14 protein-coding genes are annotated in these 18,407 nt (G+C 73.6%); 8 read left to right on the top strand and 6 right to left on the bottom strand.

What is annotated here, in order from left to right:
• Nucleotides 1-34: 34 nt before the first annotated feature.
• Together Asera_RS12045 and Asera_RS12040 are read right to left on the bottom strand one after the other, a co-directional pair.
• Nucleotides 35-682, bottom strand: a complete 648-nt coding sequence (locus Asera_RS12045) for a response regulator (protein WP_030445861.1) — start codon at nucleotides 680-682, stop codon at nucleotides 35-37.
• A complete protein-coding gene (locus Asera_RS12040) occupies nucleotides 679-1,872 on the bottom strand; it encodes a sensor histidine kinase (protein WP_169745828.1) in 1,194 nt (397 codons plus the stop codon). Before Asera_RS12040 ends, Asera_RS12045 begins: the two co-directional genes overlap by 4 nt.
• A 130-nt stretch (nucleotides 1,873-2,002) precedes the next feature.
• On the opposite strand from Asera_RS12040, the gene Asera_RS12035 reads away from it, so the two are divergent.
• The 3 genes from Asera_RS12035 (at nucleotide 2,003) to Asera_RS12025 (ending at nucleotide 5,330) form a co-directional block, all read left to right on the top strand.
• Complete coding sequence (locus Asera_RS12035; RefSeq protein ID WP_051802129.1) at nucleotides 2,003-3,295, top strand: alpha/beta hydrolase family protein; 1,293 nt, start codon at nucleotides 2,003-2,005, stop codon at nucleotides 3,293-3,295.
• Nucleotides 3,296-3,476: 181 nt separating this feature from the next.
• Nucleotides 3,477-4,535: a P1 family peptidase gene (locus Asera_RS12030; RefSeq protein WP_030445864.1), complete on the top strand. Its 1,059-nt coding sequence runs from the start codon at nucleotides 3,477-3,479 to the stop codon at nucleotides 4,533-4,535.
• 165 nt (nucleotides 4,536-4,700) lie between these two features.
• On the top strand, nucleotides 4,701-5,330 hold the full coding sequence (locus tag Asera_RS12025) for a mycothiol-dependent nitroreductase Rv2466c family protein (RefSeq protein ID WP_030445865.1): 630 nt from the start codon (nucleotides 4,701-4,703) through the stop codon (nucleotides 5,328-5,330).
• Nucleotides 5,331-5,366: 36 nt separating this feature from the next.
• On the opposite strand, the gene Asera_RS12020 is transcribed toward Asera_RS12025, so the two are convergent.
• Nucleotides 5,367-6,578, bottom strand: a complete 1,212-nt coding sequence (locus Asera_RS12020; protein WP_030445866.1) for a cation:proton antiporter domain-containing protein — start codon at nucleotides 6,576-6,578, stop codon at nucleotides 5,367-5,369.
• Between the two features lie 313 nt (nucleotides 6,579-6,891).
• On the bottom strand, nucleotides 6,892-8,664 hold the full coding sequence (locus Asera_RS12015) for an ABC-F family ATP-binding cassette domain-containing protein (RefSeq protein ID WP_212804569.1): 1,773 nt from the start codon (nucleotides 8,662-8,664) through the stop codon (nucleotides 6,892-6,894).
• Between the two features lie 687 nt (nucleotides 8,665-9,351).
• Between Asera_RS12015 and Asera_RS12010 the strand changes: the two genes are divergently transcribed.
• Both Asera_RS12010 and Asera_RS12005 read left to right on the top strand, forming a co-directional pair.
• Nucleotides 9,352-9,786 carry a helix-turn-helix domain-containing protein gene (locus tag Asera_RS12010; protein ID WP_030445868.1) on the top strand — a complete coding sequence of 145 codons (435 nt, stop codon included), beginning with the start codon at nucleotides 9,352-9,354 and terminating at the stop codon, nucleotides 9,784-9,786.
• A gap of 48 nt (nucleotides 9,787-9,834) precedes the next feature.
• A complete protein-coding gene (locus Asera_RS12005; protein ID WP_030445869.1) occupies nucleotides 9,835-10,266 on the top strand; it encodes a VOC family protein in 432 nt (143 codons plus the stop codon).
• Here the strand turns inward: Asera_RS12005 and Asera_RS12000 are convergent.
• Both Asera_RS12000 and Asera_RS11995 read right to left on the bottom strand, forming a co-directional pair.
• Nucleotides 10,229-11,467 (bottom strand): CopD family protein, encoded by a 1,239-nt coding sequence (locus Asera_RS12000; protein ID WP_084131284.1) that lies wholly within the window; start codon nucleotides 11,465-11,467, stop codon nucleotides 10,229-10,231. The genes Asera_RS12005 and Asera_RS12000 overlap by 38 nt on opposite strands.
• A 326-nt stretch (nucleotides 11,468-11,793) precedes the next feature.
• On the bottom strand, nucleotides 11,794-16,041 hold the full coding sequence (locus Asera_RS11995) for a carboxypeptidase regulatory-like domain-containing protein (protein WP_051802131.1): 4,248 nt from the start codon (nucleotides 16,039-16,041) through the stop codon (nucleotides 11,794-11,796).
• Nucleotides 16,042-16,240: 199 nt separating this feature from the next.
• Here Asera_RS11995 and Asera_RS11990 point away from each other — a divergent pair, with 199 nt between their 5' ends.
• The 3 genes from Asera_RS11990 (at nucleotide 16,241) to Asera_RS11980 (ending at nucleotide 18,390) form a co-directional block, all read left to right on the top strand.
• Complete coding sequence (locus Asera_RS11990; protein WP_030445872.1) at nucleotides 16,241-17,218, top strand: helix-turn-helix domain-containing protein; 978 nt, start codon at nucleotides 16,241-16,243, stop codon at nucleotides 17,216-17,218.
• 58 nt (nucleotides 17,219-17,276) lie between these two features.
• A complete protein-coding gene (locus tag Asera_RS11985) occupies nucleotides 17,277-17,708 on the top strand; it encodes a MarR family winged helix-turn-helix transcriptional regulator (protein ID WP_030445873.1) in 432 nt (143 codons plus the stop codon).
• Between the two features lie 82 nt (nucleotides 17,709-17,790).
• Nucleotides 17,791-18,390: a class I SAM-dependent methyltransferase gene (locus tag Asera_RS11980; protein ID WP_051802132.1), complete on the top strand. Its 600-nt coding sequence runs from the start codon at nucleotides 17,791-17,793 to the stop codon at nucleotides 18,388-18,390.
• Nucleotides 18,391-18,407 lie beyond the last annotated feature (17 nt).

The following is an 18,407-nucleotide window of genomic DNA, read 5'->3' as shown; positions in this document are numbered from 1 at the left end:
CCCCAACCTATCCCCGCGCCACCCGGCGGCGGGGTCAGCGGTGGGTGGCGTCGCGGACCAGGATCGCGGCCTGCACGCGGTTGTCCAGGCCGAGCTTGGCCAGGATCCGGCTGACGTGCGTCTTGACCGTCGCCTCGGTGGTGCCCAGGCGACGCGCGATCTCGGCGTTCGACCGCCCCTCTGCCACCTCGTCGGCGACCTCGCGCTCGCGGTCGGTGAGCACGTCGAGCCGGGCGCCCGCCGCCGCGGCCCGCCCCGCGTACCGGTCGTCGAAGGCGTCCAGCAGCCGCCGGGTGACGGTGGGCGCGAGCATCGCGTTGCCCGCCGCGACGGTGCGGACCGCGCCGGCCAGCTCGGTCGGCGGGGTGTCCTTGAGCAGGAAGCCGACCGCACCGGCGCGCAGCGCCCGGTGCACGTACTCGTCCTCGTCGAAGGTGGTCAGCATGACCACGTACGGCGGGTGCGGCAGGGCATGCAGCTGCTCGGCCGCGGTCAGCCCGTCGGTGCCGGGCATCCGGACGTCCATCAGCACCACGTCCGGTCGGTGCCGGTGGACCGCGGCCACCGCCGCCGCGCCGTCCGCCGCCTCGGCCACCACCAGGACATCCTCGGCCGCGGACAGGATCAGCCGCAGCCCGGAACGCACCAGCGCCTCGTCGTCGACGATCAGCACCCGGATCATGCCGCCGCCGTCCCGGCCGGTACCGGCAGGACCGCGGAAACGGTGAAGCCGCCATCCGGGTCGGCGCCGGCGCGACACTCGCCGCCGAGCAGGGCCACCCGCTCGCGCAGGCCGGCCAGCCCGAGCCGGCCGGACACCGCCGGTTCGACCGGTTCCCCCGGCGGTTCGTTGCGGACCTCGACGGTCAGGGCGCCGGCAGCCACCGCCACCCGTACCGCGGTCGGCACCCGGCCGGCGTGCTTGTGCACGTTGGTCAGCGCCTCCTGCACCACCCGGTACGCGGTGCGCTGCACGGTGCCCGGCGCCCCCGCCGAGGCCGCCTCGACGTGCAGCGTCACCGGCACCCCGGCGGAGCGGGACTGCTCGACCAGGGCCGGCAGCTCGGCCAGCCCGGGCTGCGGCGATGTACCGGACTCGCCGGTACGGGTACGCAGCACGCCGAGCACCGCACGCAGGTCGGTCAGCGCCGCCCGCCCGGTGGTACGGATCAGCGCCGCTTCGGCGGTCACCTCGCCGTCGGTCGCGGTCACCTCGATCGCGCCCGCGTGCAGCACCATCAGCGACACCCGGTGCGCCACCACGTCGTGCATCTCCCGGGCGATCCTCGCCCGCTCGGTGGACCGGGCCGCCTCGGCGCGCGCCGCCTGCTCGCGCTCGGCCCGGTCGGCGCGGTCGCGCAGCTCGTCGAGCAGGCCGCGACGGGCCACGAGCCACAGTCCGAGCACCATCGGCAGCGCCACGAACACGATCACCTCCAGCAGCGTGTTCGACACGCTCCCCCACACCGCCCGGTAGCCGCCGATCAGCTGGTTGACCAGCGCCGAGGCCGCCTCGACGGCCACCGCAGCGGCACCGAACGCCACCAGTCGCCGGCCGCGCAGCCGGTACCCGGCGTAGAACGCGGCGACCACCACCGGCGGCCACAGCAGGACACCGACCAGCGCGATCGGCGCCAGGACGAACAGCGGCCACAGCCACCACCGGGCCAGGCCGGCCACCGCGCCGCACATCGCGCAACCGGCCAGCAGCCAGCCGTGCTTGGCGTCCGCCGGGATCGGCCCGAGGTCGAGCCCGGCGGTGGAGAACGCGAACACGCCGAGCCCCACCAGCACCGGCGACCACCGGACCAGCGCCCCGCTGGCCGCCTCGAAGATCGCCCCGCCCGTCGCCCGCCCCGCCACGTACTGCATCGCCCCAGCGTACGGACGCCGGCCACGACCCGGCGTCAGCCGATCGACGACCGCCGGCCACGACGAAAGTGGCACCACCGCCGCCATCCGGCCGACGACACCGGGCGGCCCGCCGATCGACGATCCCGGCATGAACACACCACGACATCGACCGCGACCCGACCGGCCTGGCCCGTTCCACCGCGCCACGACCACCCGATCGCCCGATCCCGAGCCCATCAGCTCCGCCGAAACCGAACACATCCGGGCCGCCGATCGATCCCCCGGTACCGGGCGGGCCCGCCGCCGGGGTGCCCGGCGGACGGTCGGCGCGCTGGCGGTCGCCGCGCTACTCGCCGCGCCGGCCGCGGCGCTGGCGCCGACCGCCACCGCGGCGGCACCGGCGCACCGGGACACCGGCGGCAGCCAGCTCGCGCTGCCGGCGCCGAGCGGCCGGTACCCGGTCGGGGTCGACCGGCTCGACCTGGTGGACACCGACCGCACCGATCCGTGGGTACCGTCGGCCGGGCCGCGGCGGCTGGTCGTGACGATGCGGTACCCGACCGCGCACCGGCACGGCAGTACCGCGCCCTACCTGTCCCCGGCCGAGTCGGCGGCGCTGCTCGCCGAGGACCACCTCGACGACGTGGCTCCGGACGCGCTGAGCACCGTACGCACGCACTCCATCGCGGACGCCCCGCCGCTTCCCGGCCGGCGGCCGCTCGTCGTGCTGTCGCCCGGGTACACCCAGCCGGCGGCGACGCTGACCGCGGTCGCCGAGGATCTCGCCAGCCACGGTTACCTGGTGGCCGCCGTCGACCACCGGTACGAGTCGGTCGCCACCACCTACCCGGGCGGTGAGCTGGACACCTGCCGCTCCTGCGGCGCCGCGGGTGCCGACGTGGTCGGCAGCCGGGTCGCCGACGTGCGGTTCGTACTGGACGAGCTGACCGGCCGGCACCCGGCGTGGCGCTGGTCGACGCGGATCGACGCGTCCCGGATCGCGACGGTCGGCCACTCGGTCGGCGGCGCGACCGCCTCGGTCGCGATGGCCGCCGACCGCCGCATCGACGCCGGGATCAACCTGGACGGCACCCCGCACGTACCGGCACCCGAGGGTGGCCTGGACCGGCCGTTCCTGCTGTTCGGGTCGTCGGCGCACCACCTGCCCGGCGACGACGCGAAGTGGGACGCGCTGGCCGAAAGCCTGACCGGCTGGCACCGGTGGCTGACGATCAGCGGCTCGGAGCACTTCACGTTCACCGACCTGGCGCTGCTCAACGACCAGCTCGGCGAGCCGCCGCTCGGTGCGGTCAGCGGGGCCCGCTCGGTGCAGCTGACCCGCCGGTACGTCACCGCGTTCGTCGACCGTCACCTGCGTGGCCGCGACGAACCGATCCTGGACCGGCCCGACCCGGCCGACCCGGAGATCGTCTTCCACTGATCCACCGGTGCCAGCCCGGACGGGCACCGGCTCGTCCGGGCGGAGCCGGGACGGGCACCGGCTCGTCCGGGCAGAGCCGGGACGGGCACCGGCTCGTCCGGGCAGAGCCGGGACGACGCCCTAGACTTCCGCTCGGTCGCGGCGCCGAGCCGCGACGGTCGCCATCGAGCGGGGGTACGGGATGGGCCGGGCGCGGGAGGCCGGGGTGGCGCTGGGCGGGCTGCCGACCGGTACGCACAACGCGATCACCGACGTGCCCGGGGTACTGGTGGGCCACGAGACGCTGCACTCCGGCGACGCGGTGCGGACCGGGGTGACCGCGGTGGTGCCCGGCCCCGGCTCGGCGTTCCGGGACAAGTTCCCGGCCGCCGTCGCGGTGTTCAACGGCTTCGGCAAGGCGGCCGGGCTGAGCCAGATCGCCGAGCTGGGCGTGCTGGAGACGCCGATCGTGCTGACCAACACGCTCGCGGTCGGCGCCGCGCACGAGGCCCTGGTACGGCACGCGCTGGCCGGACACGACGAGATCGGGGTGAGCACCGGCACCGTCAACCCGCTGGTGCTGGAGTGCAACGACGGCTGGCTCAACGACATCCGCGCCCTGTCGGTACGGCCGGAGCACGTGGCCCGCGCGCTCGCCGCGGCGGCGCCCGGCCCGGTCACCGCGGGGCCGGTCGGCGCCGGTACCGGGATGGTCTGCTTCGGTTGGAAGGGCGGCATCGGCACGGCGTCCCGGCTGGCCGCCGGGTTCACGATCGGCGCGCTGGTGCTCACCAACCACGGCCGGCCGGCGGAGCTGACCATCGCCGGCGTATCGGTCGGCGACACGGTACGGCCGGAGCCGGCCCGGCGGGCACCGGAGTGGACCCGCGGCGCCGGCTCCTGCGTCGTCGTTCTGGCCACCGACGCGCCGGCCGACGCCCGGCAGCTGGGCCGGCTGGCCCGCCGGGCCGCGGTCGGGCTGGCCCGCGGCGGCAGCGTGATGCAGCACGGCAGCGGCGAGTACGCGGTGGCGTTCGCGACCGCGAACCGGGTGCCGCACGCGCCGGCCGGGCCGACCCGAACGACGACCGTCCTCGCCGAGGACGGGCCGGTGTTCGACGCGCTGTTCACCGCGGTCGCCGAGGCCACCGCCGAGGCGGTGGTCGACTCGCTGTTCGCCGGGGTGCCTACCGCCGGTGCGCGCGGCCACCTGATCGAGGCGCTCCCGGTCGACCGCGTCCTGCCGCTGCTCCGCCACTGATCCCGGACCAGCCCCGCCGTCCGCCGCCAGCGCCAGACGCTGACCGTCGTGCCGCCCTCATCGAGGATTGGTCCGCTCGACTAGTGGCGGATCGGACCTGTCACCGAACCAATCCGCGACCGTACCGTCGAGACGACGAACGTTGGCAGGCAAGGAGATCAGTCGATGAGTACCACCGTCGAGATGTGGTTCGACCCGAAATGTCCGTGGGCGTGGAACGGGTCGCGCTGGCTGCTGGAGGTCGAGCAGGTCCGGGACATCCGGGTGCTGTTCCACACCCTCAGCCTGTCCGCCCTCAACGCCGACCGCGAGGTCGAACCGTGGTACCGGGAGTGGCTGGACGCCGGCTGGGGCCCGGCCCGGATCTGCCTCGCCGCCGAACGCGCGCACGGCGCCGAGTCGCTGCGCGGCCTGTACACCGCGCTCGGTGCGCACATCCACCGCAAGCGCGAGCCGCTCGGCCGCGAACTGTACGTCGCCGCGCTGAGCGAGGCTGGGCTGCCGGTCGAGCTGGCCGACGCGGCCGACGACAGCGGCCTGGACGCCGGCCTGGTCGAGTCGAACCGGGCCGGGCTGGGACCGGTCGGCGAGGACCTCGGTACCCCGGCCATCCACGTACCGGGGCCGGACGGGCTGGTGGCGTTCTTCGGCCCGGTCGTCACGCCGGTACCGCGGGGCGAGGCCGCCGGCCGGCTGTGGGACGGCGTGCTGCTGTGCGCGGGTACCGACGGGTTCTTCGAGCTGAAGCGGTCCCGCGACCGGCGCCCGTTCGAGAACGAGATCGTGCCCGCCTGATCGGCCGCCGGGCGGCTTCCGCCCGGCGCCGCCCTGTCAGCCGCCGCCGCGGGCGCGCATGATGCGCACCGCGAGCGGCGGCGCGGCCACGCCGTACAGCGCGATGCTGAGCAGCACCACGACGGTCATCGCGTACAGCGGGGGCAGATCCGGTCCGGCCGGCAGCTCGTTGAACGCGAGGAAGCCGAACACGATCGACGCGGTACCGCGCGGGCCGAGCAGCCCGACCACGAGCCGTTCCCGCCACGCCAGCGAACTGCGGAACAGGGAGACCAGCACCGGGACCAGTCGCAGCACGACGACCGCGATCACCCCGTACAGGATCAGCGCCGGTTTCAACCCGTTGCCGAACACGAGCACCGCCACCGCACCGAACCCGAACCACATCGCCATCGAGACCAGCTGACCCACGTCGTCGGCGAACGCGGTCTCGGCCGGATCCAGGTCGGCGTGCCGGGAACCGCCGCGGACCACCCGGTAGACGATGCCGGCGATGAACGCCGCGACGAATCCGTTCGCCTGCAACCCGGTGGCGACGACGTAGGTCAGGAGCGGGATCAGCACGATCACCAGCCGGCCCGACCGGGCCGAGGCGAACCCGACCCGTCGGGTGGCGCGCAACACGATCCCGGCCGCGCCGCCGACGACGATCCCGGCGGCGGCCGCGAACAGGAACGCCCACAGCCCGTCGAGCAACGCATCGAACGCATGCAGGTGGGCCCGCTCGCCGGCCAGCGACAGCGCGAACACGAAGATCGGCGAGACGATCCCGTCGTTGTACCCGCTCTCCACGTTGACGATGTGCCGGATCCGGGCCGGTATCCCGGCATTGCGCAGGATCGGCGACGCCGGTGCGAAGTCGGTCGGGATCACGATGCAGGCCAGTACCACCAGTACCGGCCCGGAGACCCCCGGCAGCAGCAACGCGCCGGTCACCACCGCCGCGAGCAGCGACAGCGGCATCGCCACGAACAGCAACCGGGAGACGACCCGGGCCTCACCGCCGAACGGCCCGCCGCGCACCTCGGTGGCATCCACGAACAGCAGCAGCGCCAGGATCAGCTCGACCAGCTTCTCCGCCTGCCCGGTGTTGAGATGCTTGTTGAAATCGGTGGCGACCAGCAGCCCGACCACGACACCGGCCGCGGCCATGACGATCGGCCCGGTCAGCCGACACCGTTCCACCCCGCGCTCGGACAGCGCCCACAGCACCAGCACCGCGAGGCCGGCCACGATCAGCAGCGCCACGCCTTCGCCCTCCTCGACCACGACTCGGCAGCGCGGGCGTGTCGCCGTCGGCACGAGGATCGACCGGCCCCGGCGTCGCAGGCCAGTCTAAAGGCGGCAAAAGCCTGACTTGCCCGATTGTGCGAAACCCATCACGGCCGCGGCGCCCGCATCACCCTCGACCTCGGCGGCTTCCCGCGTCGATCAAGGACATCGCGCGTCGATCAAGGGCATCGCGCGTCGATCAAGGGCATCGCGCGTCGATCAAGGGAGGCCGGCGGCGATCAAGGGATCGCGACCGACCGTCCTGGGCGTTCGGGTACCGATCCCTTGATCAACGCGGGCGGTCGGTGAGGTGGCCGGCCGCGAGGTGCAGGCGACGGGTCACGCCGATCTCGGCCAGGAACCGTTCGTCGTGGCTGACCACGACGAACGCACCCCGGTAGGCGTTCAGCGCGCTGACCAGCTGGGCCACGCTGACCAGATCCAGGTTGTTGGTCGGTTCGTCGAGCAGCAGCAGGTGCGGCGCCGGCTCCGCGTACAGCACGCAGGCCAGCGTCGCGCGCAACCGCTCACCGCCGGACAACGCACCGACCGGCAGCTGCGCCCGAGCGCCCCGGAACAGGAAGCGCGCCAACAGGTTCATCCGCTTCTCCGGCGCCAGCTCGGGCGCGAACCGGGCCAGGTTGTCCAGTACCGACGCGTCCTCGTCGAGCAGGTCGAGCCGCTGCGACAGGTACGCCACCCGCCCGTCCGCCCGCCGTACCACCGGCGGCGCGCCGGGTTCGCCGGATTCCGGGCTCGCGCCGGCGTCCGACGGACCCGGGCTCGCGCCGGCGTCCGACGGACCCGGGCTCGCGCCGGCGTCCGACGGACCCGGGCTCGCGCCGGCGTCCGACGGACCCGGGCTCGCGCCGGCGTACGACGGTGTCAGCTCGCCGCCGATCAGCCGCAGCAGCGTGGTCTTGCCGGTACCGTTGGCGCCGGTCAGCGCGATCCGTTCGGGACCCCGTACGGTCAGGTCCAGGCCCGGCGCGGCGAACAGGTTCCGGCCACCGCGGCGCAGCTGCAGCCGCTCGCCGGTGAACACGGTGCGGCCGGCCGGTACCGCGGTGTCCGGCAGGTCCAGCGCGATCCGGGTGTCGTCGCGCACCGCGCGGCCCGCCTCGTCCAGCTTCGCCTTCGCCTCGCCCAAGCGGGCCGCGTGCGTCTCGTTCGCTTTGCCGGCCGACTCCTGCGCGTGCCGCTGCAGGCCACCGGCGACGATCCGGGCCAGCCCGGCGTCCTTGCGGTGCCGGCTGGCGTTCCCGGCCCGGCGGGCGGCCCGTTCCCGGGCCTGCTGCAGCTCCCGCTTCTCCCGCTTGACCTCCTGCGCGGCGCTGCGCACGGCCCGCTGCGCGGCCTCCTGCTCGGCCGCGACCGCCTGCTCGTAGTCGGTGAAGTTCCCGCCGTACGAACGGAACTCGCCGGCGGACAGCTCCGCGATCCGGTCCATCCGGTCCAGCAGCGCGCGATCGTGGCTGACCACGAGCAGGCAGCCCTTCCACCCCGCCAGTACGTCGTACAGCCGGTGCCGCGCGCCGGTATCCAGGTTGTTGGTCGGTTCGTCGAGCAGCAGCACGTCCGGGCGCTTCAGCAACTGCGCGACCAGGCCGAGCGACACGACCTGCCCGCCGGACAGGCTGGCCAGCGGCCGGTCCAGCGCCACGTCGCCCAGACCCAGCCGGTTCAGCTCGACGGCGGTACGTTCCTCGACGTCCCAGTCGTTGCCGATCGTGGTGAAGTGTTCCTCGCTGGCGTCGCCGGACTCCACCGCGGCCAGCGCGGCGAGCACCGGCGCGACGCCCAGTACCTCCGCGACCGTCGCATCGGAGCGCAGCGGCAGGTTCTGTGGCAGGTAGCCGAGTACGCCGGAGACGGTCACGGTCCCCGCGGACGGGCTGAGCTCGCCGGCGATCAGCCGCAGCAGGGTGCTCTTGCCGGCACCGTTCGGCGCGACCAGGCCGGTACGGCCGGCGCCGAGCGAGGCGGACAGCTCGTCGAACACGACGGTGCCGTCGGGCCAGGAGAAGTGCAGCTGGGTGCAGACGACGGAGGCGTCGGACATGCGCAGATCCTTGGGGTGCAAGGCATCCGGTCACCGCGGTGCCGGGTGCGGCGGGAAGGTGGACGACTCGCGATCACCGCGGCGGCGCACACCTGCCGTCGGTCGATCACGCCCGGGGCTCACCCGGAGATGTCGTCGTCACCCGCCATGTCTGCGCTCCTCGTCGGGCCCGGGCTCCGATCGCCCGCGGCACACAGCGGTCAACTGTAACAGCGTCCCGGCCACCCGCCACCGAGATCCGAGCTCACCGCGCCCCGCCGCCGGCCACCGAGATCCGAGCTCACCGCGCGCCGGCCGTCCGGCACCGAGATCCGAGCCGGCCGAACGTGGAAACGGCCCCGGCGCAACGCCGGGGCCGTCCGCCTGCCTCGCGCCGCCCGCGCCGCTGCGCGTCAGCCGCGAGGCTCCAGGCGCCACCTCGTACCGCCGGCGCCGGGGCACCGGAGTGGCTGCCGGCCGCGGGTGGACCGCCGGCCGGCGCTGCCGCACCCTCCCGCGGCGACGCCGACACCCGCGCCGTGGTCGCTCACCGGATTAATGCAGATGCTCACCGTAACCTATCGATCCCGGCCCGCGGTTCGTCCGTTCGGCCGGTCGAGGTGGCCCGGATCCGCGTCTCCTCGCTCATCGCACCCCACCCCCGCCCGGACGAATCATCGCCGCCGAACGTGACGTCATACTGGCGGAGTGGGTGATCCGCACGGGACGCGCCGGCTGCTGGCGGCGAAGGATCTTGCCGACGCGCGCTACTTCGAGCCGCTGACGGTGGCCGACCTGGCCGCCGCGGCACACCTGTCCCCGGCGCACTTCAGCCGCGCGTTCACCCGGGCGTTCGGCGAGCCGCCGCACCGGTACCTGCTGACCCGGCGGCTGGAGCGGGCCGCCGCGCTGCTGCGCACCACGGACCGGTCGGTGGCCGACATCTGCTTCGCGGTCGGCGCCGGCAGCGTCGGCTCGTTCAGTACCAGTTTTCGCCGAATGTACGGCCGCTCCCCGCTCGGCTACCGGGCCAGCTTCCCCAGCCCGCTGCGGTACGTGCACATCCCGCGCTGCGTGGCCCAGGCGTACGGCCGGCCGCGGAACCGCACGTTTCGAGAGGACGACCACCCCACCGCTCCCTAGGCTCGGTGCCATCGACGGCTGGATGCCGTCCACGACGAGGGGGACGCGATGATCGCCATCGGTTCGGTGCAGTTCTGGGTCCGCGACCAGGACGAGGCGCTGGAGTTCTACACCAAGAAGCTCGGCTGGGAGGTGCGGTCGGACGTCACCATGCCGGACTGGCAGTTCCGCTGGTTGACCGTCGGGCCGGTGGGCCAGGACGACGTGTCGCTCGTGCTGATGCCGGTACCGGGACCGCCGATGCTCGACGAGGCGGACAGCGCCCGGCTGGCCGACCTGGTCGCCAAGGGTGCCGGTGGGACGCTGTTCCTGACCACCGACGACTGCCAGGCGACCTACGACGAGCTGTCGGCGCGCGGCGTGTCGTTCAACGACCCGCCCACCCCGCAGCCGTACGGGATCGACACGTCGTTCCGGGATCCGTCCGGCAACAACGTCCGGCTCACCCAGATCCTCGACTACGACGAGTCCCGCCACTGACCACGGGCCGGTCCCGCGCACCGCGGCCGGCGGCCGGCCGGGCGGTGCGGCGGGCCGCCTCGGCGCGCCGGCGGGCGATGCGGCCGGACACCCGGTAGCCGGCGATCAGTACGGCGAGCACGGCGAGCGTCTCCGCGGAGCCGAGTACCCAGGTGAGTGGGCCGGCCTGCTTGTCGGGCAGGTGCACCGTCGTGCTGCCGGCGGCCGACTGGACGGCCTGCTCCCGTGCCGACCCGTGCAACATCGGAGCGACGAGCAGGATCGCCAGGATCAACACCAACTCGACCGCCACCACGGCCGGGAACCGGCGCAGCAGCAGCGTCCGCAGCGGCCTCGTGTCGCCGGCGGCGCGCGCCGCCTCGATCCGCGGATGCAGCCAGAACTGGTTGGCGATGCCCAGCAGCAGCAGTGCGCCGAACAGGACGATCTTGACGCCGAGGGTTCGGCCGTACAGCGTGCTGAGCAGCTGGCTGGGCCCGTCGACGTGGGACCAGTACAGGAACAGGCCGGACAGCGCGATCGCGCCGACGCCGGTCATCGCCACGGCCGAGAACCGCCGGATCGCCGCGGACCAGAAGGCGCCGCGGTCTCCGGGCGCGATGACGCCCGGCACCGCGAGTACCAGCAACCCGGCCAGCCCGCCGAGCCAGCTCGCGCCGAACCACAGGTGGACCAACCAGACCGCAGTCTTCCAGCAGGTTCGCGCCAGGTCGTCGGTTGCCTCGGCCGGCAGCTTCGTGGTGGCCAGGGCGGCCGCACCGGCCACCAGCCCGGCAACCAGCAGCCCGCGCCGCCACCGGTGTGGAGCGGCGCGGACGGCGAGCGGGGCGACCAGCACCGCGCCCAGCAGCACGAGGGTGATCTCCAGCCCGGCCAACAGGCCGGCGCCGGTGCCGTCGTACAGCGAGTGCCAGGCGGCCGAGTAGCGGGACCCGGTCGTGGCGTCCTGCGCGAGGTCGGCGAGGACGGCCGGGACGGCCAGTACCGCCAGCAGCACGGCGCAGCGGGACAACCGGGTGGTGACCGCGTGGCGGGTGCCCTCGTCCACCCGTCGCGCTGCCGGGTCGGCCGTCACCAGGGCGAATGCGACGAGTCCGGGGAAGCCCATCAGGGTGAGCCAGGCTGCCCACGCGATGGCCGTCGCCGCGGTCGGCGACGGCAGGGGCGGCGCCGCGGGCACGGCGGCAAGGAGGGTCGGCATGGCACTCCATCGGATAGCGATCGACAGCGACGGTTAGGTTAGCCATGCCTTAGCTAGAAGCGCAACGTCCTGAAACGATCCGCACAGTTCGCGCTCCCGGGTGAACGAATCGGCACCGCGAGCCGTGTCAGCGAGATTCGGCCCCGGCAGACGGCGAGACACAGCCGGCAGCGTGGGCGCCGCGGCCGGCAGCGTGGGCGCCGCGGCCGGCAGCGTGAGCGCCGCGGCCGGTGCGACGACGCGCCGACCCGCGGCCGGGTGGAGACAGCGTTCGGCGCGGCAGGGACACCGCACCGGGTGTCCCTGCCGCGCCGTGGACGCGACCGTCAGATCTTCGGTAGCACGAAGTCGGCGGTCGTGGTGGACCCGGCACCGACCCGGGCCACCTTCATCTTCGGCTGCCGGCCCGCCATCGCGGCGATCAGCTCCAGCGGGTCGAACCCCTTGTTCAGCCACAGCTGGTAGTGCCCGTCACCGTCGGTGGCCAGCGTGAACGACTGCGGCCCGCAGGTACCGGTGCCCCGGTCGTACATCGTGCACACCTGGACGGTGGCGCCGGCGAGCGGCGCACCGTTCTCGTCGGTCACCGTGCCGGCGATCTTGCCCCACTTCTTCGGCGGCGTCACGTGCATCGTGACCGACACCGGCGACGACGCGTACGGGGTGTCCGTGGCGACGTCGACCAGCCCGAGGTAGTCACCGGGCTGCGCAACCGCCGAGGAGTCCAGGCTCACCGGTACGGTCACCGACCCGCCGGCCGGCACCTCGAACGAGACGCTGCCCTCGCCCAACCAGGCCAGATCCGCGTCGCCGTTGCAGCTGCCGTAGCCGGGCAGTTGCTGCACGAACGCGGTACTGCCGAACGAACCGGCCGACCCGCCGACCTGGTAGAGGCCGCACGCACCGCCGCCGCGGTACTGGGGGTTGTTCGCGCTCGGCAGGTCGACCCACCGGTCCTGCTGCGGGTCGTACTCCAGCGCCTGGTTGCTGACCCCCTTGTCGTCGACGATGCCGCCGACGACCTGCACGCCGCCGTTCGCTGCCGCGGCCGCGGCACCCCACACCGTGCCCGGCAGATCCGCCCGCCGGGTCCAGCCGCTCGCACCCGGCGAGTAGCTGTAGGTCCGGGCCGTCGCGGTACCGGCCGACGCGTCGATGCCGCCGGCGCACACCACCTCGGCGGACGCCGCGCCGCACGACCCGTACGCCACCGGGGTCGGGTAGTCCGGCGCCGCGGTCCACGCGTTGCTGCTCGGGTCGTAGCTGACCACCGAGGTCGACGACGGCGCGCACGAGCTGGTCGTGCAGCCGCCGATCACGTACATCCGGCCACCGAGCACCGCCACCCCGGACATCGCGGCACCGCTGGGCATGTCGGCCAGCCTGGTCCACGTGTCGCTGCCCGGGTCGTACGCGTAGGCGTGCGTGCTGGCCTTCGAGCCACCGGTCCAGCCCCCCGCCACGTACAGCGTGTCGCCGACGAACGCGGCGACCGGACCGTTGAGCGCCTCCGGCAGGTCCGCCAGCGCGGTCCACGACTGCGTGGTCGGGTCGTAGACGTTCGCCGAGTCCAGGCTGTACGAGCCGGTGGTACCGCCGACCACGTACACCTTGCCGTCGTGGGAGGCGACGGCGTCGTCCATCACCGCGGTCGGGTAGTCGGCCACCTGCTGCCAGCCGTCCGCCGCCGCCGCGCCCTGGCGCAACGTGACCTGGTGCCCGTCCACGGTCGCCGACTTCGGGGCCTTCGCCGCCGGCTGCGCGGCAAGGCTGGCGTGGGTCTTGACGGTCCGGGTCACCGCGCCCGGCGTGGTGTCCTGGTGCGGCGCACCCATCGCGGTGAACCCGCCGTCCTCCTCGGCCAGCCGGACGTGCAGCGGCGCCGTCCCGTCGTTGCCGAACGTCACCTTCCGGGTCGCCGTCGCACCGAGCACCTCGGTGGCCGACACGCTCGCCTTGTCCACCGTGAGATGGCCGGCGCCGAGCGTGAAGTTGCGGTGTACCACCGCGTTGCCGACCGGGGCGGCCGAGGCGTGCCGCGTCGCGTACCGGGCGTTGGTCACCGTGAAGCCGGTGTCCCCGGTGTGCGAGCTGAACAGCCAGTAGTACCCGTCCGGTAGTGCCGGGTCGTCCGGCGTCGCGGCGGTGACCCCGAACTCGGTCGGGTCCGCGTCGCTGGTCACCGTGGCGCCGACGAGCGGATCGCCGGTGTTGGCGTCCCGCACGACGCCGGCGACCAGGCCGCCGGGCGTCGGCGCGCAGTCACGGGTGCCGATCAGCACGTTGTCCAGCTCCCACCGGCGGCTCCAGCTCCCGGTGAAGTGGAACCGCACGCGCACCTTCGACTTGCCGGCGGCCTGCGGGATCGGGATGTCGATCCGGTTGCCCATGCCACCGGACATCGTCTGCACCGTCGACCAGGTGGCGCCGTCGTCGGTACTCAGGTCGACGGTGCCGGTCTGGTCGGGGAACGCGATGTAGACGGTGTCGAAACCGATCTCCGGGTTGGCCGCCCCGGACAGGTCGATGGCCGGTGAGACCAGCGAACTGTCCTGGCTGCCGCCCTCCCCGAACCAGTTCGAGTCGATGTCGGCGAACGAGGCGTCGCCGGCGGGCGGGGCCCAGCCGCCGGGGTTGTCGAACCGCCACGTCTGCCCGGTACCGGCGGCGTCGGTGACGGTCCAGCCGTCCTGCGGGGTGTCCGCGGCCCAGCCGGTGAACCCGGTGCTGCTGCCGGCGGTGGCCCAGTCGTACCCGACCGCCGTGCACTGCGCGGTGTCGACCGGCAGCGTGACGTCCTGGCCGCTGCCCGCGGTCAGAGCGCTGGTGCTCTTCGGCGACGCGGTGCCGGTCGTACCGCCGGTCAGGTCCACGGTGCGATCCTGCGCGACGTAGTCGGGCAGCTCCGCGGAACTGACGTGCATCCGGTAGCTGGCCCCGTGCGGCAGCTCGACCGAGTACCGCCCGGTGTAGGGGTTGGTGTAGACGGCGCCGTTCGGGTAACCGTCGATGGTGATCTTCGCGTACAGCGGCCAGCCGTGCCCGGAGCCGTCGGTGACCGTGCCCGACACGGTGTCGGTCGGCTTCTTGGTCAACGTGAAGTCGGCGGTCACCGTCGCGTCGGCGGCCACCGTCACCCCGTCGCTCGTCTGGTCGCCGTAGCCGTACTTGCTGGCCGTGGCGTGGTAGCTGCCGGTGGCGACGGCGAGGTCGTAGTGTCCCGCCTGGTCGCTGGTGGCGTGGTAGACGGTGCCGTCCGCCGCGGCGGCCGCCACGGTGGCGCCGGCCAGCGCGGTACCGGCGTCGTCGGTGACGGTGCCGCTGATCGTGCCGTGCTCGCCCTGGGTCAGCGCGGCCACGCCGTTCGGCGTGCCGAGCCCGGTCGGCCCGTCCCAGCCGGTACCGGCCTGGCACAGCACGTTGCCACAGCCGCCGTTGACCCCGGCGGTCACGTCGTTGAGGTCCTGCGCGGCGTGCGCGTCCCGGTACGGGTAGCTCGCCGGGTAGGTGTTCGGTGTGGCGGCGCCGGCCAGCGCGTACATCCCGGCGACCAGCGGCGCGGACAGCGAGGTGCCGCCGTACTGCGCCCAGCCGCTCAGATGCGTGTTGTAGACGGCGATGCCGGTCGACGGGTCGGCGTCCGCGGCGATGTCGGCGACCGCCCGGTTGTCCGGGCAGTTCGTCTCGATGCCCTGCTGGAAGTCCGGCCGCGGCTCGTACGGCGAGCAGCCCGAGCCGCCGTCGGTCCAGGCCGATTCGGCCCAGCCGCGCGCGTTCCCGGTGTCCTTGACCAGCTTCGTACCGCCGACGGCGGTGACGTGGCTGCTGGTCGCCGGCCAGCCGGCGAGGTTGCCGGTGTCGCCGGTGGACGCGGTGATCGCGACGCCCGGGTGGTCGTAGTAGGCGTCGTACTGCGTCTCCTGCGGCACCTCCGGCGCGATCCCGTACGAGTTCGACACCGCCTGGGCGCCGAGCTGCACGGCCGTGTCGACGGCCTCGCCCAGGTCACCGAGGTTCGGGGTGTCGCCCTCCACCAGCAGCAGGTTGCACTTCGGGCAGACGCTGGACACCGCGTCGAGATCCAGCGCGGTCTCGATCGACCAGCCGGTGTCCTCGGCCGGGAAGTCGCTCCCGCCGCGCTGGTCGACCTTGCGGAAGCAGCCGTTCGCGGTGGTGCACGCGGGCAGCCCGTAGTACTCCCGGAACGTCGCAAGGTCCGACTCCGCCGTCGCGTAGCCGTACGCGTCGACGATCGCCACGGTCATGCCGGCGCCACCGTCCGGCAGGTTGTACGCCTGCTGCAGGTCGGTCGGTGTCAGCGCCGTCGTCGGCGGAACGTTCGGCTGCACGACGAGCTTCCCGTCGGCGTCCGCGCGGCCCAGCGCGAAGCATCGGGCGTACGGCTCGGCGCTGTCGAGCTCCGCGGCGGTCAGCGAGTTGCAGCCGGCGGTGCGGTAGTTGGTGCCCGCGCCGAGCGGGCCGCCGTTCGCGCCGTGCGCGGTGGCGGTGGTCGGCGGGGGGTCGGTGTGCACCGGGGCCGGGGCAGCCTCGGCGATCACGGGCGTGAGCAACATCGTCAGTACGGCGAGGGGCGCGACCAGCCAACCGGCGGGTCCGCGTAACCGGGGTGTTCTTCGCATCGATCGACTCCTCAGGCACTACCTGCACGTCAATGCCGGTCAGCGACGGACGCTGTCATAGTTGTGTCAACAGGGACAAGCACCTGACAGGGTCAATTACTGGACATTGACACAAACATGCCAGGGAGGCGACGTGTGGGAAGCGGTAGGCATTCCGAACACCGAGGCGAGGATCTACGAGGCGCTCATCCCGCGCGGCCAGTCCACGGTCGTCGAGCTGGCGGAGCGGGCCGGGTTCTCGGCCGCGCAGACCGCCCGTTCGCTGGCCCGGTTGAGCCGGCGCGGTCTGGTCACCCGGCTACCCGGCCGGCCGGCGCGGTTCTCCGCGGCGGAGCCGTCGCTCGCCGGCTCGGTGTTGATCGCCAAGCGCGAGGACGAACTGCATCGCCTGCAGGACCATCTCGGTACGCTCGACGACCGGTTCCGGACCGAGCGGGGATCCGGCCATCCGGCCGACCACCTGGAGGTCATCGAGGGGTCGACCGCGGTCTGGCGCACCTTCGTCCGGGTGCAGCGCGCCGCGCAGGAGCAGATCCGGGCGATCGACAAGCCGCCGTACTTCGTGCCGCCCGGTGAGCTCGGCGACGACGGCCCGAACCTGGAGGAGCGCCGGCACCTGCGCGAGGGTCGCGCCGGCTACCGGGTCATCTACGACCACGAGACGATCGCGCTGCCGGGGCGGCTGGAGAACATCTGGGACGGCATCCGGCTCGGCGAGCGTGCCCGGGTGTGCGCCAACACCCCGATCAAGCTCGTACTCAGCGACCGCAAGCTCGCGGTGCTGGCCGCACCGGCCGACCTGGCCGCCGGCATCGCGTTCCTGATCCACCCCTCGTCCCTGCTCGACGTGGTGGCCGAGCTGTTCGAGGCGTTGTGGGACAAGGCAACCCCGCTGCACCAGCCGGCCGCGAACGAGGCCGGTGCGCTCGACGACCGGGACCGCCAGGTCCTCGGCCTGCTCGCCGCCGGCGCCACCGACGCCGCGATCGCGCGCAACTTCGGCTGGAGCATCCGTACCGTCCAGCGCAACATCCACCGGCTGATGACCGAGCTCGGCGCCACCACCCGCTTCCAGACCGGCATGGAGGCCGTCCGCCGCGGCTGGCTCTGACCGCGACTCCGGACATTGTCAGGGAGCTTAGCTAAGCGAGTTGAGTTAGGCTGGCCGGATGGTGCCATCACTGGCCGAGCTCGCGCTCGGGGTCAAGCGGCTGCAGGTGCGGCACCACCGGGCCATCGATGCCCGGCTCGCCCCACTCGGGCTGAGCCTGGCCCAGTGGGACGTGCTGCGTCACCTGCACCGCCACCCGGCCGCGTCCCTGCACGATCTGGCCCGGCTGACGTTCCAGACCGACCAGTCGATGGGCACGCTCGCCGGCCGGATGGCCGCCCGCGGCCTGATCGAACGCACCACCGGTCCCGGCCGCGCGGTCCGGCACCGCATCACCGCCGAGGGCGACCGGCTGCGCACCGCCGCCCAGCACGAGGTGGACCGGGTGCTCGCCCGGTCGTTCGAGCCGCTCGACCAGGCCGACCGGGCCGCCCTCGGCGACCTGCTGACCCGGTTGCTCGGCCCCGACCTGCCCACCGACCTGCACTGACCCGGCCCGGTTGGCCCCGTGGCCCGGATCGCCGCTGATTCGTGCCGGCGTACCAGCGGAGCCGCTGCGGCATGATGGGCGGATGAGCGAGCCATTCGACGAGATCGCCGGGCGGTACGACGAGGCAGCGACCGACCGCGAGGGCCAGCTCGCCGCCGGCCGGTGGCCGCTGGACGAGCTGCCCAGGCCCGGCCGGGTCCTCGATCTCGGCTGCGGCTCCGGCCTGCCCACGGCTCGCCAGCTCACCGACGGCGGCATCGAGGTCGTCGGCGTCGACACCTCCGCCCGCATGCTCGAGCTGGCCCGCCGCAACGTACCGGAGGCCGAGTTCCACCAGGCCGACCTGCGCACCCTGCCCGACGCCGTCGGTACCGTCGACGCCGTGGCGGCGTTCTTCGCCCTGCTGATGCTGCCCCGCGCGCAGTGGCGCGACACGCTCGCCGCGCTGCGCACCCGGCTGCAGGGCCCGAAGCTGCTCGTCCTCGGGATGGTCGAGGGCGATCTGGACGACGTACCGATCGAGTTTTTGGGCGTGCCGGTACGGGTGTCGGCGGCGTCCGCCGCCGGCCTGTCCGAGACGGTCACCGCGGCCGGCTACTCGGTGCGCGCGCTGCACCGCCAGGAGGTCGCGCTCGGCGACACCACCGAGTTCCAACTCTTCGTCTACGCCACCGCCGACTGACCGAACCCGGCGCGGCG

It is taken from the genome of Actinocatenispora sera (genome assembly GCF_018324685.1).
Lineage (GTDB): Bacteria > Actinomycetota > Actinomycetes > Mycobacteriales > Micromonosporaceae > Actinocatenispora > Actinocatenispora sera.
Note: the sequence above shows the minus strand (reverse complement) of the source record. Positions and strands in the feature narration are given on the sequence as shown.

Coding starts and splice junctions, on each gene's coding strand:
- Asera_RS12030 (WP_030445864.1), top strand. CDS start 3,477: ATGGGCCGGGCGCGGGAGGCCGGGGTGGCGCTGGGCGGGCTGCCGACC.
- Asera_RS11995 (WP_051802131.1), bottom strand. CDS start 16,041: ATGTTGCTCACGCCCGTGATCGCCGAGGCTGCCCCGGCCCCGGTGCAC.
- Asera_RS12015 (WP_212804569.1), bottom strand. CDS start 8,664: ATGTCCGACGCCTCCGTCGTCTGCACCCAGCTGCACTTCTCCTGGCCC.
- Asera_RS11985 (WP_030445873.1), top strand. CDS start 17,277: ATGGTGCCATCACTGGCCGAGCTCGCGCTCGGGGTCAAGCGGCTGCAG.
- Asera_RS12045 (WP_030445861.1), bottom strand. CDS start 682: ATGATCCGGGTGCTGATCGTCGACGACGAGGCGCTGGTGCGTTCCGGG.
- Asera_RS12025 (WP_030445865.1), top strand. CDS start 4,701: ATGAGTACCACCGTCGAGATGTGGTTCGACCCGAAATGTCCGTGGGCG.
- Asera_RS12040 (WP_169745828.1), bottom strand. CDS start 1,872: ATGCAGTACGTGGCGGGGCGGGCGACGGGCGGGGCGATCTTCGAGGCG.
- Asera_RS12000 (WP_084131284.1), bottom strand. CDS start 11,467: ATGCCGACCCTCCTTGCCGCCGTGCCCGCGGCGCCGCCCCTGCCGTCG.
- Asera_RS12005 (WP_030445869.1), top strand. CDS start 9,835: ATGATCGCCATCGGTTCGGTGCAGTTCTGGGTCCGCGACCAGGACGAG.
- Asera_RS11980 (WP_051802132.1), top strand. CDS start 17,791: ATGAGCGAGCCATTCGACGAGATCGCCGGGCGGTACGACGAGGCAGCG.
- Asera_RS12035 (WP_051802129.1), top strand. CDS start 2,003: ATGAACACACCACGACATCGACCGCGACCCGACCGGCCTGGCCCGTTC.